General features: G+C 58.3%; 17 protein-coding genes. 15 read left to right on the forward strand and 2 right to left on the reverse strand.

Annotation, left to right across the window (positions count from 1 at the left end):
* Positions 1–73: 73 nt before the first annotated feature.
* Together NLI84_RS12645 and NLI84_RS12650 are read left to right on the forward strand one after the other, a co-directional pair.
* Positions 74–445 (forward strand): DUF423 domain-containing protein, encoded by a 372-nt coding sequence (locus tag NLI84_RS12645; RefSeq protein ID WP_255990694.1) that lies wholly within the window; start codon positions 74–76, stop codon positions 443–445.
* Positions 445–762, forward strand: a complete 318-nt coding sequence (locus NLI84_RS12650) for a tetratricopeptide repeat protein (protein ID WP_255990695.1) — start codon at positions 445–447, stop codon at positions 760–762. Before NLI84_RS12645 ends, NLI84_RS12650 begins: the two co-directional genes overlap by 1 nt.
* A 34-nt stretch (positions 763–796) precedes the next feature.
* Here the strand turns inward: NLI84_RS12650 and NLI84_RS12655 are convergent, their stop codons facing one another.
* A complete protein-coding gene (locus tag NLI84_RS12655; protein WP_255990697.1) occupies positions 797–1,558 on the reverse strand; it encodes a substrate-binding periplasmic protein in 762 nt (253 codons plus the stop codon).
* Between the two features lie 109 nt (positions 1,559–1,667).
* Between NLI84_RS12655 and NLI84_RS12660 the strand changes: the two genes are divergently transcribed.
* From NLI84_RS12660 to NLI84_RS12670, 3 genes are all read left to right on the forward strand, one after another.
* Positions 1,668–2,327 carry a Dph6-related ATP pyrophosphatase gene (locus tag NLI84_RS12660; protein ID WP_255990699.1) on the forward strand — a complete coding sequence of 220 codons (660 nt, stop codon included), beginning with the start codon at positions 1,668–1,670 and terminating at the stop codon, positions 2,325–2,327.
* 243 nt (positions 2,328–2,570) lie between these two features.
* Entirely contained in the window at positions 2,571–3,305 is a 735-nt protein-coding gene (locus tag NLI84_RS12665; protein ID WP_255990700.1) for a glutathione peroxidase, read from the forward strand.
* Positions 3,306–3,625: 320 nt separating this feature from the next.
* A complete protein-coding gene (locus tag NLI84_RS12670; protein ID WP_255990702.1) occupies positions 3,626–5,020 on the forward strand; it encodes a dihydrolipoyl dehydrogenase in 1,395 nt (464 codons plus the stop codon).
* A 136-nt stretch (positions 5,021–5,156) separates the two neighbouring features.
* Here the strand turns inward: NLI84_RS12670 and NLI84_RS12675 are convergent, their stop codons facing one another.
* Positions 5,157–6,137, reverse strand: coding sequence for an integron integrase (locus NLI84_RS12675; protein WP_255990705.1), 981 nt, complete (start codon positions 6,135–6,137; stop codon positions 5,157–5,159).
* A gap of 427 nt (positions 6,138–6,564) precedes the next feature.
* Between NLI84_RS12675 and NLI84_RS12680 the strand changes: the two genes are divergently transcribed.
* The 10 genes from NLI84_RS12680 to NLI84_RS12725 all read left to right on the forward strand — a co-directional run bounded on the left by NLI84_RS12680 (position 6,565) and on the right by NLI84_RS12725 (position 12,355).
* Entirely contained in the window at positions 6,565–6,969 is a 405-nt protein-coding gene (locus NLI84_RS12680) for a uracil-DNA glycosylase family protein (protein WP_255990713.1), read from the forward strand.
* Between the two features lie 25 nt (positions 6,970–6,994).
* A complete protein-coding gene (locus NLI84_RS12685) occupies positions 6,995–7,369 on the forward strand; it encodes a hypothetical protein (protein WP_255990714.1) in 375 nt (124 codons plus the stop codon).
* A gap of 107 nt (positions 7,370–7,476) precedes the next feature.
* Entirely contained in the window at positions 7,477–8,274 is a 798-nt protein-coding gene (locus NLI84_RS12690) for a leucine-rich repeat domain-containing protein (RefSeq protein ID WP_255990716.1), read from the forward strand.
* A gap of 17 nt (positions 8,275–8,291) precedes the next feature.
* The gene (locus NLI84_RS12695; protein WP_255990718.1) at positions 8,292–8,774 is read left to right on the forward strand and encodes a hypothetical protein; all 483 of its coding nucleotides are present in this window, start codon (positions 8,292–8,294) and stop codon (positions 8,772–8,774) included.
* 91 nt (positions 8,775–8,865) lie between these two features.
* Positions 8,866–9,117 (forward strand): hypothetical protein, encoded by a 252-nt coding sequence (locus tag NLI84_RS12700; protein ID WP_255990719.1) that lies wholly within the window; start codon positions 8,866–8,868, stop codon positions 9,115–9,117.
* Positions 9,118–9,238: 121 nt separating this feature from the next.
* Positions 9,239–9,772 (forward strand): DUF3251 domain-containing protein, encoded by a 534-nt coding sequence (locus NLI84_RS12705; RefSeq protein ID WP_255990721.1) that lies wholly within the window; start codon positions 9,239–9,241, stop codon positions 9,770–9,772.
* Between the two features lie 117 nt (positions 9,773–9,889).
* A complete protein-coding gene (locus NLI84_RS12710; RefSeq protein ID WP_255990723.1) occupies positions 9,890–10,378 on the forward strand; it encodes a hypothetical protein in 489 nt (162 codons plus the stop codon).
* A gap of 90 nt (positions 10,379–10,468) precedes the next feature.
* Complete coding sequence (locus tag NLI84_RS12715; RefSeq protein WP_255990724.1) at positions 10,469–10,840, forward strand: pentapeptide repeat-containing protein; 372 nt, start codon at positions 10,469–10,471, stop codon at positions 10,838–10,840.
* A 76-nt stretch (positions 10,841–10,916) separates the two neighbouring features.
* On the forward strand, positions 10,917–11,456 hold the full coding sequence (locus NLI84_RS12720; protein ID WP_255990725.1) for a cysteine hydrolase family protein: 540 nt from the start codon (positions 10,917–10,919) through the stop codon (positions 11,454–11,456).
* A 563-nt stretch (positions 11,457–12,019) separates the two neighbouring features.
* A complete protein-coding gene (locus NLI84_RS12725) occupies positions 12,020–12,355 on the forward strand; it encodes a hypothetical protein (RefSeq protein ID WP_255990726.1) in 336 nt (111 codons plus the stop codon).
* Positions 12,356–13,438 lie beyond the last annotated feature (1,083 nt).

The raw sequence follows: 13,438 nt of genomic DNA on the forward strand, positions 1-13,438 counted from the left end.
TGCCGGCGGCAGGCACGATCAGCGCAAGGGGCCGGCAACGGCCCCTTCGTTTTTGCCTCATCCGGAACATGCCATGCTCAACTTCATCTTCATAGGTAGCCTCAACCTGCTGTTCGCCGTGGTGCTCGGCGCCTTCGGCGCGCACGGCCTCAAGGCGCGCCTGTCGGTGGAACAGCTTGGCTGGTGGCAGACTGGCGTGCAGTACCACAGCTGGCACGCACTAGGCCTTATCGCCATCGGCCTCTTGCTGCTGCAAGCGCCCACCGCCGCGGCGCGGCCAGCCGGTTGGGCCTTGCAACTGGGCATCGTGCTGTTCTCAGGCTCGCTCTACGCGATGGCGCTGGGTGCGCCACGCTGGTTCGGCGCGATCACGCCGCTGGGCGGCACGGCCTTTATCGTCGGCTGGGGCCTGCTGGCCTGGGCCGCATGGAAGCTGGGGCAGTGATGGACCACACCCACCAGATCGCAGCCCTCAGCGCCATGCTGGCGCGCGGCCAGGACAACGCGCTGCTGCGCTTTGGCCTCGGCCAGGCGCTGCTCGCCGATGGCCAGGCTGCGGATGCGATCGTGCACCTGCGCGCCGCCATCGCGCACGACGCGAAGTATTCGGCGGCGTACAAACTGCTGGGCAAGGCGCTGGCAGTAATGGGCGATACGGCTGCTGCGGCCGACGCTTATCGTGATGGCATTGCCGTGGCTGAAGCGCGCGGCGACATCCAGGCCGCGCGCGAGATGAAGGTGTTCCTCAAGCGGCTGGGCTGACCAATCGCAGGACGCCGCCGCGCAGCGGGGGCGGCTAACGCTCCGACATGCCGTAGCGACGCGCCAGCCGCTCGATATCACCGGCCTGCTCCAACTCGACCAGCGCCCAGTTGACTGCGGTCACGCTCCACGGCGAGTGCGGCGAAACCAGGCACTGCGTCTGCACCACCGAGAACGGCACCTTGCCGATCGCATACTGCACCCGTTCCGCCGGGGCGTCGCGGAAGTAGCCCTCGATCTCGGCCTCGGACATGATCAGCACATCCGCCATGCCCAGCCGGACCCGGCGAAACAGGTTTTCGACGCGGGTGTCGTCAAGGCGCGTCGCACGGCCGGTGTCGAACAGCGGCTGAATCGGTGCGAAGTGGTAGCCCAGCATGACCGCGATGCGCTTGCCGACGAAATCGTCAGGCGCCCTCTGTGGTACCGGCTGTTCCGCCAGCGTCACCGCCCGCTCGACCTGCGGCAACACATGGCGAGTCCAGCCGCCCACCGCCTGCGGCGACCAGGTGGGGCTGGAATAGCACATGATGTCCGCCTCGCCCCGCGCCAGCGCCTGCTCGATGCGGCGGCGCGAAAACAGCGTGTGCTGCGCCTTGCTGCCCAGCTGCTGCGCAATCAGATCGCCCAGCTCCTTAAGCAGCCCTCCGGTCACACGCTGGCCACTGAGCGTGACCAGCGGATAGCCCATGCCGGCGGTATGGGCCATCTTGAGCGGCGCAGCGCTCGCGCAGGGCACGACCACCGCGGCAAGCAGCATCCAGACAATGGCAAGCGATAAGGGACGCGGATTCATAAAGGGTGCTGGCGTTGTAAGGGAAGCATCATAACGTCGATCAATATTCGCAGAAATACCATGTCTGCACCGCCACTACCGCCAGGCGGGCGCATGCGACAATCGCGACATGATCTCCTCCCAGCCCTTCCTGGCATCGTGGAGTGGCGGCAAGGATGCTTGCCTCGCCTTCCATCTCGCACTGGCCTCCGGCCACCGTCCGGTGGCGCTGATCAATATGCTGAACGAAACCGGCGAGCGCTCGCGATCGCACGGCCTCTCGCCCGCCCTCCTGAACGCCCAGGCCGCCGCACTCGGTCTGCCGCTTTTGACAGGCAGCGCGACGTGGGCCGGCTACGAAACCGAGTTCGTCGCCCGACTGCTCGAAGCACGCGAGCTACACGGCGCCACAGCCGCAGTGTTCGGTGATATCGATCTGCAACCGCACCGCGACTGGGAGGAAATGGTCTGCGCGCGTGCAGGCCTCTCCCCGCTGCTGCCGCTGTGGCAGCGCAGCCGGCGCGAACTGGTCGAGGAAATGGTCGACAGCGGCATCGTGGCGCGCATCGTCTCCTGCAATGCCGCGCTGGGGCCGGACTTTCTCGGCCGCGCCATTGACCGCACGCTAATCGCCGAACTCGAAGCACTGGGCATCGATGCCTGCGGCGAGAATGGCGAATACCACACGGTGGTGCTGGACGCCCCCGCCTTCAACGCCGCCATTGCCGTCCGGCAAGGTGCGCGGCAACGCCACGGCGACTACTGGTTCCTCGATCTCTCACTCGTCTGATCCGCGCAGCCTGCGCGGTAGTTTGCACAGCCACTTCCACCACTGTGTGCGCTCCTAGCGACAAGGCTAGGCCGTCATGGCCCGGCATGTCGCGCACGCGTTGCTATGGCCATGCTTGATCCCGATCAATAGTTTTTATTCACTAAAAACTTATAAACGATCAATTGGACCAATCAGCATACGACCGGGATACTTCATCCCGTCGCTGCAACGCAGCATCCACCTCAAACCAGGAGCATCCGCATGTTGAAGAACCACGAAGGCCAACGCGTCCCCAACGTCACCTTCCGCGTCCGCGAAAACAACGATTGGAAGAATGTCACCACCGACGAGCTGTTCAACGGCAAGACCGTCGTGGTGTTCTCGCTGCCTGGTGCCTTCACCCCCACGTGTTCCTCCACCCATCTGCCGCGCTACAACGAGCTGGCACCGGTGTTCGCCAAGCACGGCGTCGATGCCATCCTCTGCGTATCGGTGAACGACACCTTCGTGATGAACGAATGGGCCAAGGACCAGGAATCGCAGAACATCGTGATGATCCCGGACGGCAATGGCGAATTCACCGAAGGCATGGGCATGCTGGTCGACAAGGCTGACCTGGGCTTTGGCAAGCGCAGCTGGCGCTATTCGATGCTGGTGAAGGATGGCGTGGTCGAGAAGATGTTCGTCGAGCCGCAAAAGGAAGGCGATCCGTTCGAAGTATCGGACGCCGACACCATGCTGGCCCACATCGCCCCGTCGGCCAAGACGCCAGACCAGGTGGTGGTGTTCAGCAAGGAAGGCTGCCCGTTCTGCGCCAAGGCCAAGCAGCTGCTTTCTGACAAGGGCTTCGAGTACATCGACCTGCCGCTCGATCACAAGGTGCGTGGCAAGGTACTCGGCGCCGTTTCCGGCAAGATGACCGCGCCGCAGGTGTTCATCAACGGTGAGCTCATCGGTGGCTCGGAACAGCTCGAGGAATACCTCGCCGCCGCCTAAGAGTCACTAACAAAACCCTGCTGGAGGCGTTGCGCTCACTCGGCGTACACCTCGTACTGCCTGCGACCGAAGGGAGTCCGGTTCATCGCCGTTCACGATGTTTCACGCGCCTTTCCAGCACCGTTGTACTGGGATTTGTTAGCCGCTCTAAGCCGCGCGCAGCAACACCCGGTGGCGGATGTTTCGCCGCACTTCCCGATCGCCGGCCAGCCCGGCTGGCGATCGGTCCGACAGCCTTCGGACCCGGCCTCATTCTGATCGCGTGATGCCGGGTGCGACGGTTGCGCCAGCCGCAATCCCACCCTTGCCAGGAGCCCGCCATGACCCAGAATACCCGCCAAGTCGATGTCGCCGTGATCGGTGCCGGCACCGCCGGCCTTGCCGCCTACCGCGCCGCCCGCTCCGCCGGCAAGACCGCGCTGCTGATCGAAGGCGGCCCCGGCGGCACCACCTGCGCCCGCGTCGGCTGCATGCCATCCAAGCTCCTGATCGCCGCGGCCGATGCCGCGCACGAGCTGCGCCACACCGCCGCCTTTGGCGTACGCATCGATGGCGACATCGTGATCAATGGGCGCGAGGTGATGGACCGCGTGAAGCGCGAACGCGATCGCTTCGTTGGCTTCGTGCTGCGCAGCGTCGACGGCATCCCTGCTGATGACAAACTCGCCGGCTACGCCCACTTCATCGACACCAGCACGCTGCTGGTCGGCACCACCCGCGTAGAGGCCGGCAGCGTGGTGATCGCCACCGGCTCCAGCCCCAGCGTGCCCGATGCCTTCACCGTGTTTGGCGATCGGCTGGTGGTGAACGACGACGTGTTTTCCTGGGATGCGCTGCCGCGCCGCGTCGCTGTGTTCGGCCCTGGCGTGATCGGCCTGGAGCTGGGCCAGGCCTTGTCACGGCTCGGCGTGATCGTGCGCGTGTTCGGCCGCAGCGGCCACATCGGCCCGCTCACCGACCCGGCCATCCGCGACTATGCCAATGCCACCTTCTCCACCGATTTCGCGCTGAACGCCAATGCGCACATCGAGCACATGGGCCGCGACGGCGACGAGGCAGTGATCCGCTTTGTCGGCCGCGACGGCGAACCGGTGACCGAGCGATTTGACTACGTGCTGCTCGCCACCGGCCGTACGCCGAACGTGAAGAACCTGGCGCTGGAAAACACCGGCATCGCGCTCGATGAACGTGGCGTGCCGCTGTTCGATCGCGACACGCTGCAATGCGGCGACAGCCCTATCTTTGTCGCCGGCGACGCCAACAACGTGCTGCCGCTGCTGCACGAGGCCGCCGACGAGGGCAAGACCGCTGGCAACAACGCAGCCCGTTACCCGGCCGTCGCGCCCGGCCTGCGCCGCTCACCGATCGCCATCGTGTTCAGTGATCCGCAGATCGCCATGGTTGGCGCCCGCTTTGCCGATCTTGACCCTGCCCGCATCGTGGTCGGCGAAGTCAGCTTCGAGGATCAGGGCCGTAGCCGCGTGATGCTGAAGAACAAGGGCCTGATGCACGTCTATGCCGACAAGGAGAGCGGCACTTTCCTCGGCGCCGAGTGGATAGGCCCGCGCGCCGAGAACATCGCGCATACGCTCGCTTGGGCGCACCAGATGCAGCTCACGGTGCCGCAGATGCTCGACATGCCGTTCTACCACCCGGTGATCGAGGAAGGGCTGCGCACCGCGTTGCGCGACGCGGCGGCGAAGTTGGCTGGCTGAAAGCGGCAGCATCGGCGCCGGAGGCGTTTGTGCTCGCTCTGGCGATCCAGCCTTCCCATATTGTCGGCACCGTGGGGTGCGCAGGAACCAGCTTCAGCGGTGAACAACACGCCCGCCGCTGAAGCACGCACAGCAATCAATGCAAGCGATCCAGCGGGCTAGCCACGCCTCGCCCACCCCGGTTCAGCACATGCGTATAGATCATGGTGGTGCGCACGTCGGCATGGCGCAGTAGCTCCTGCACCGTGCGAATGTCGTATCCCGATTCCAGCAGATGCGTGGCAAAGGAATGGCGCAAGGTATGCGGCGAAGCACGCTTCACCAGTCCCGCCGCACGGGCCGCTGACTTGAGCGCGCGTTGCAGCCCTTTCTCGTCCAGATGATGGCGCTTGATCACACCATCGCGCGGATCGGCGCTGCGCCGCACCGACGGAAACACATACTGCCAGCCCCATTCGCGGGCAGCTTGCGGATATTTACGTGTCAGCGCAAAAGGCAGATATACCTCGCCGTATCCTGCCTCCAAATCATCCTTGTGCAACTGGTGCACCTTCGCCAGATGCGCCTGCAACGGCTCAACCAAGCTGGTCGGCAACATCGTCACCCGGTCCTTGAAGCCCTTGCCCTCCCGAACCACGATTTCGCTTCGCGAGAAATCCATGTCCTGGACCCGCAGCCGCAAGCCCTCCATCACCCGCATCCCAGTGCCGTACAGTAATCGCGCCAGCAAACCCCAGGTACCCTGCAAACGCCCCAAAAGGCTCTGCACTTCCTGCGTTGTCAGCACGACCGGCAAACGCTGCGGCTGCTTGGCCGCCACCAGATCAATCAACCATGGCAAGTCGATCTGCAGCACCTCCCGATAGAGAAACAACAGCGCTGACTTGGCTTGCGACTGTGTCGACGCCGCGACATGACGTTCTACCGCGAGATATGTTAGAAATGCCTCGACTTCCGGCTTACCCATTTCAACGGGATGCTGCTTGCCATGGAAATGGATGAACTGCCGAATCCAGCTCAAGTAAGCCTCCTCGGTACGCAAGCTGTAGTGCTTGACCCGTATGCGATCACGAACTTGGTCCAGGAGGCGCAGCGGCTTTGCGATATCGGATGCCATGGCGTGTTTGCTCTTTTCATTTAGGGAGCCTAAAACCCTGCATAGTGGCGTAAAGCCAGTAACGGCAAGGGTTGGCAGCTAAATGGTTAGGGCACAACACACCCTAAAACTTACAAACCGCACCGTTTAGGGTGTCTACTTAACGTTGGGCATCATGAACCAAGCTGCAGCCATTGCGAGAGAGTTGATCAGTCGAATTCCCGGCGAAACGCGGTGTAGGTCCGGGAAGGTTTTCTATTCCGGGAGGATGGCGTTCACAACGTCAGCATCGCTGTATGTACTAGGCCTCAATCCGGGCGGCGATCCTGAGAAACAGGAAGCCGAAACTGTTGAAAGCCATACAGCCGCTGTGTGGGAGCAACTTCCTACCGATTGGTCGGCGTATCGAGACGAATCTTGGAGGAACTCCCGTCCAGGGAGCTCTGGCATGCAACCTCGTGTCCTGCACCTACTCGAAGGCCTCGGCCTATCGGCTGGTCAAGTGCCGTGCAGCAATCTTGTCTTTGTTCGCTCGCGCAGAGAGAGCGATCTCAAATTGGAGATGCGAACGCTAGCTGATTTGTGTTGGCCGTTCCATTCGTTCGTTATCCAGCAGCTTCGTCCGAGTACAATCCTCTGCTTCGGCAAGACAGCTGGCCAATACGTCCGAGGCAAGATTGGTGCAAAAGAGCTATGTGGTGAGTTTGTCGAAGACAACAATCGCAAATGGCGCAGCACAGCATACGTGGGGAATACTGGTCTTAAAGTCGTCGTTGCCACTCATCCGAGCATCGCGGATTGGCGCAACCCCGCCACCGACCCCACGTCACTTGTTAGAGGCATGCTGCAATGACACCCAACTCTTCAATTGAGAGGACGTGCCCCGGCAAGCCGGGTCACCCCTCTCATCTCAAACGTTAGGCGCGGCGCAAATTCATTTTCAAGGTTTTCGCTCTTTTCATTTGCTGCTGGTTTTCTATTTTGCTTTGGTTTTCTTTTCGGTATTGCAGCGGTGCATTCCGCTGATTTTTAAGTTTCTGCTTCCTGGCTGGCGCCGGCACAGCTTTGTGGCAGTTGAACTTGAAGCGTTGTCTCCGCAAAGCATCAGCGCCTCAGCTCTTGCTTCCCGCTCGTGGTATTTGGCTTGCGGCCGTGGTAATTTCTCAGCAGTTTCGTCGCGGTTCTCGCTCACGCTGTTGAGCTGCGGAGTTTTTAATCAGGTTGGGCAACATCCAGCAATGTGGTACGCCTAACCCTTCGCTCAAGCGGACCAGCCAAAGCTGCGATTTGTCCGTCCGCTTAGCTCAAACGTTAGAGGCTGAGAGTGCTCCTGCCGAATCCGTTTCTCCAAGTACCGCCCTTGTGGGGCGCTCTTGTCCTGAAGCCGGACAAAGGTGCTGTGATTGTCGTTGACGATAGACAGGTTTCCACCAAAGACCTGAAATACCCGATATCAGGCATGTCGGCCTACGTACTGGGCGCCAATGCAAGTTCTTTTGGGTTGATCTGCGAACACGTAGACGTTGAGAGACTTGACTTTTACCAGATGAGGGTTGCCGACCTTTCGCCTCTTCGTCGCGTTCAAAGCCTGAAGCACCTCGCGATCCGGTCCAATTCACAAGTATCCGAGATTGAAGCCTTGTCCGACCTCGGCTTAGAAACTCTCATTCTCGAGCACACCCCTAAAGTCTCTGACCTTGCCCCCATCGGTAAGATTTCTGGGCTCAAAGCACTTGCCTACACAGGTGGAATGGACAAGGCGAACACGGCCTTGACTTTGGATCCCTTGACTGATCTGGGCGAGCTCGAGGAAATTGACATCAGAAACATCAGAATCGTGGCGGAAGGGGTTGAGCCCTTGGCTAGGTGTAGGAGACTAAGGCGCCTGTATATTTCAAACCAACACCCGACGGAGGAAATTGCTTATCTGGCGGCCAAACTTTCGGGGACCAGCTGCTCACTTTTCAAGGCTTGGACGTCCGTCCAGCCGCTTTCCGAAACTAATAACAATGTCATGGTCACTGGCAGTAGAAAGCCGTTTCTACACCTAGAGCGTGACGCCGAAAAAATACGTCGCTACGAGCAAGAATTTGAGACGTTGGTCAAGCGGTTTGCCTCTAACAAGTCGTTCCATCGGACGGCCTCCGGCCGCCGCTGAACTCCGACGTTAGGCACATGAACGATCTCGACTCTTCTATTCCTTTCTCACTCATCGGAAAGCCACTTGCACAAGCATCTTCGGAGTGGGAAGAGGTTCATGGCGAACTAGTCAAAGTGCAAAAGAATTTATTTGCCATTCTCGACGACACCGCGGATGGAATGGCGCGGGGTGAAATGCCGATTCATGGCATGCTATGGGCTGTCTCAACTGGAGCCGCACTGCGCGCTTGGTTTTCCGAAGTCGAGGCCGATGATGGGGCTACTGCTCTCTATGTGGTTTCGCCCCAATTAACCTTCAAGCCCGTCACGTACTCAGCCATACTTTCATATTTGAAAATCTCTGATTGCCCGTATGTTGAATCAGCCTCCTATCGAATCATGTCGGATGGAAAGTTTGTTCACAAGTTGATTGAAACCAAGGGAACAACTTATTTCTTTCGTGACCAAGAGATCACAGATTTAGAGGCTGCGTATGCGATATTGCACACTAGGGCCTAACACTTCAGCCAACCGGACGCCAAACTGCTATGCAGTTTGGTTCCCTCCGCTGCGCTCCGGCGCCTGTTACTTTCAACGTTAGGCATATTTTATGCGGCTGCATCCGAATGCCAAGATGGTCGATATAAGAATTGTAGAAGTGCCTTATCAATGGAAAGGGATGGTTCCTGCTCGTGAAACCAATTCAGAAGCAAACTCTTGTTTCATCATTCTATTACATGAACCATCAGGTACTCAGCACATGGTAAAGGTTGATGGCCAAGTCTCAGACACTGAAGTTATTGCACGCCTTAGAGCCAAGGCGAAAATAGAATTTGTCAAGTTGCTACTTGGTGATGCCTAACCTTTCGGTCAACTGGACAGCCCAAAGCTACACTTTGGGTTCCCTCCGCCGCTGCGCAGCTCCGGCTGCCAGTTACTTCCAACGTTAGACATCTACTTTCTTTTGCATAGGGGAGCCCAACATGAAAATCAAAGCTACTGGCCTCGTCATTGTTACTGCATTGCTTCTCGTCGGATGCGATAGCAGTACAAAAGCCGCATCTCTCGAAAAGAAAGTCGAAGCTCTCGAAAAGCAACTTGGCGATCTTCAGCAAAAGGTTGAGATTCAGCAAATGGTGAGTGGTTTGGACAAGGTAGCGTTCCTAACACCTGGCTCTGATGGGTACTCCGTAGTTAAAAGTGATCTTGGCAATTTGACGGTTTCAATTGCAGATATTCAGCCCTATGCAAACGGCAGCAAAATTACGTTGTTATTCGGCAACCTAACTGCAGCAACGATTGATGGTCTTAAAACAAAGCTGGAATGGGGTTCGATCGATAAAAGCGGGATGCCAAATTCCGCGGAGGCAAAATCTAGAGACGTAACCTTCAATGAACCACTGATTAGCGGCAGTTGGACAAAGTCAGACGTGGTCCTAGAGGGTATACCGCCAGCGGACTTAGGCTTCGTTCGATTGCAAGATGTAGGTCACCGTGGGGTGCGGTTGCGGCGATGACGCTAAAAATGCCTAACCTTTCGGTCAAGTGGGACCGTCTTCCGGCGTGCCGCCTCCAGACGGCCCCTTACCTCCAACGTTAGCAACTGTGTTGAACGTCAAGCCCTGAGGCATCCCATGACCCAATACTTCCAAATCAGACGACAGTTCATCGCGCTGGGCGCGGGCACCGCAATCGCAATTCCGCTGGCTCTGGTCGGCGCGATCTTGACGCCCACTGACCCCGACGCGCCCTCATTCGCGATAGGCCCCATGGGTCATACGCCGGTAGGACCCATTCTATTGCTGCTGATCGCAGCGATCCGATTTTTGGGATTCGCGGCGAATATGCTCAACTATCTGGCCATAGTCCTTGCCGTGGTTGTCGCCACATCACTCATCCATGACGCAGTGAAACTCAAGCTCTGGCGAACGAACAAGAGCGCCTCTTTGCTGGGCCAGGCACTGGGTACCGTTGGCGCCTGGTACTTTCTCGTGAGCTCCGTGAGCGAGCCTATCGTCCTCGCCATCGTGCCGCTGCTCTCTGTGCTCGCCGGCCTGTTTGTCGCATTGGTCGCGCTGGTTCTCTGTCGTGACCTCGGTAAAACCGAGGAGGTCCATGCCTGACAGGTCAGCCAACATAGACGCTCAACGGCGTCCGCCGATGTCGCCGACCCGCTCCTTGGTCACCAGGTACCTTCACCGTTAGAGCACAGAATGCAGATCGATAGCGGCGACTTTCGAGCAGCCCTTGGCCAGGGCGTCAATTGGGATGAGAACGTCTTTCGTTACTGCACATTCATGCAAGTGACTGACGAAGGCGTTCACGTTACCTCAGAGTTCATTGATTGCCAGTTTGAAGAATGTGGCTGGTACTGGGGTCTGTTCAACTTGGCTACATTCGTGGGCGTTAAGTTCAAAGGCTGTACTTTTCGCGGCTGCTCGTTCTCGGACTGTCGGTTTGTCGAGTGCGAGTTCGACGCGTGCGATTTCACGCCCGATAATCTGGGCGGGGGGTGTTCGTTCGAAGGAAGTCGCTGGTATGCCTGTCACCAGAAAAATTGCCGTGGGCTGGAGGACGTCTTTTAGAACTCGCTCGAATCCATCATTCCAGCGGCCCTCCCGCGGCCGCTGAACTCATTCGTTCGCCCCCAACAGGATCCCCATGAAAACCGCCGTCCTAGTCATTGATGTTCAGCAAGCGCTATGTACTGGCAAATGGTCAGCTTTCGACATTGATGCCGTTGTGGATCGAATCAACTCCATTGCTGGCCAGGCAAGAACTGCCGGAGCGCCTGTCTTTTTCATCCAGCATGAGGAAAATGAAGGTCCATTCGTTTTCAATACCAACGGATGGCAACTCTATGAGCGCCTGAAAGTCGAGCCGGGAGATGTTCGTCTTCGCAAGACGGCATGTGACTCATTCCACCGGACAGAACTGCAATCGCATTTGCAATCGCTCGGAATCACCGATCTCATCATTTGTGGCTTGCAAAGTGAGTTTTGCGTTGACTCCACAGTTCGTGGCGCTTTGGCTCGCGGCTATCCGGTTGTGCTAGTGGCTGATGGGCATTCCACTTTGGACAACAGTGTTCTTCCAGCAGCCACGATCTGCGCTCACCACAACGCGACGCTGAAAAGGCTCGGCAGCTTCGGCCCCAGAGTCTCCGTCACTCCAGCAACGCAGGTACGCATCGAGGTTTAACCCATGCGTTGAGAGGAATGTCCGAGAGCCGTCGCTCTTGTCCGCCCCTCATGTCAAACACTGGGCCATTAAGGCGACCACGAAATCACATGCAATTGCTACTAGTCTGGCGGTTCGTACTCCGGCCCGGTTTAACCAGCAATGCGTTAATTCGATATTTCTCCAATCGCTATCAATTGGAGAGGTTAGCTGAGGTTTCAATATACCTACTGAATGCTTCACTGGTATCAATCGTTGGCAGTGCGTGGTTATTCACAACATCAGACAGTGGCTTCGGCGCGGGCCTGGCAGCCAGCCTTTTTTGCCACTCGGCAATTCCGTGATTGCAATCACTTTTGCGCTTGCGATTGCTCTATTTAGCTCCAAACCCTGGAGAACACCGGGCAGCGTAGGCGTTGATGATCGCTGATTGGGCGTGCCAAACGTGGCTTTGACCACCTAAGTTCCGTATATCAGATAAGGAACAGCATGTTTGAACCCACGATCGATCGGACTATACAAAGCCCAGTTTGCACCATGGTTCGTGGAACGGAACCATTCCAGATTCACAGCCAGGCCTTTAAATGCAGGTTCAATTCGCCTCAGAAATACACCATCAACCGCTCGTCGAGCTCCTGCTGGCGCTTCACCGCTACTACAACGAAAAATCGAGTGTCTCCGAGGATCTGGCGCGCGCTTATCTGGTTGATACCTTGCTGGCGCCGGATTCGCCGCTGCAACGTGTCATCGCGAGCAGAGGTGGCGGGATCGTGCTTGGATTCGCCGCGATTTCATTCACCTACTCGCTGGTTGATCTCGCACCCGATCGGCGCCAGCAGTGCTGGCTGAAGGAGCTGTATGTGCGACGCCGCGCTGACCAATGTGGCCCCCGGCTGACCCTTGGCGGCCATCTGGCGTGACGATCCTCTGATTCACGCCGCCGGGCATGGCCTGGTCTATCGACATGCGGCTCAGTCGGCCTTGCTCTCCCGCAATGTCATTAGCCAGTGGTCATCGCAAACCAAGGGCACACACGAGCATGCACAGATGCTGGCTGACCCTACCCGCCTCGGATCTGGAGGCGATTGCACTGGTGGCGTCGCAGGGCAACCCGAAGGCCGAGGGGTCGGATTTGCAGGGGCCGTAGCAACCGCCCGCCCGTCGTATTTTCGGGCGACACCGGTGTCCTTTTGGGGAAAAGGGGCGCACCCTGTATTGGTGCTTCATTCTGCACGCATAGCCGCGCTGGCTACCAGTGGGACTTCGGTAGCTTTGGATTTTCCTACCATAGCGTGGCCTGTCACTCCAAACCGATATCCCGCCCTCTTGCTCCAGTCCACGCTTGGCTTGGTGCCAGTGCCTTCAAAATGCTTTTAAGCCATGACTGCGCAGCTGAAGCGACTGACAGTGCGCTGCTACGCAAGATAGGTCTCAGGTGCGCCCAATCATTTACCTGAGCCATGGACAAGTAAGGTTTCCTCGCGAGCACGCGCATCGCCGCAACCGACGCATAGATGCTGGCAGTGTTTGCCGGCAAGCAAAATCCGAAATTGAGAGATAGAACATGAACCTTACCAATATCCTGGTACTGAATATAAAGCGACCGCTGAAAGTCGATACCAAGGCAAGATCGTTGACCCCGCCGTCGGCACAAGAGCAACGCGCCGCGAATCAACCGGTTGTTACGCGGTCATACGACTGGTCTCAGCATCGCTTGTGAGCGGACAACGAGGTCGGCATCGCATGCGCGCACTGGAGCCCGCTTTGATTTCGGGATGAAGGCCCTTCCGTTCCCAAGCATCCCACGCCAATGACGGCATTTTTGGCGCTGCGCCGCTATTAAGATCATTCATCTACTGGCCAAATAGGCGGCACCCCAAGCAGTTACAATCTGGCAGCACAACTCAACGTCGCCGCCTACCACCTGCGCAATTCAACCGAGCTGTTCTTTGAAATTGTGTTTACTCCAACTTATCTGCTTGTTGGTTCCCGTCGTTTACTGA

This window comes from Chitinolyticbacter albus (genome assembly GCF_024437655.1).
Taxonomy (GTDB): domain Bacteria; phylum Pseudomonadota; class Gammaproteobacteria; order Burkholderiales; family Chitinibacteraceae; genus Chitinolyticbacter; species Chitinolyticbacter albus.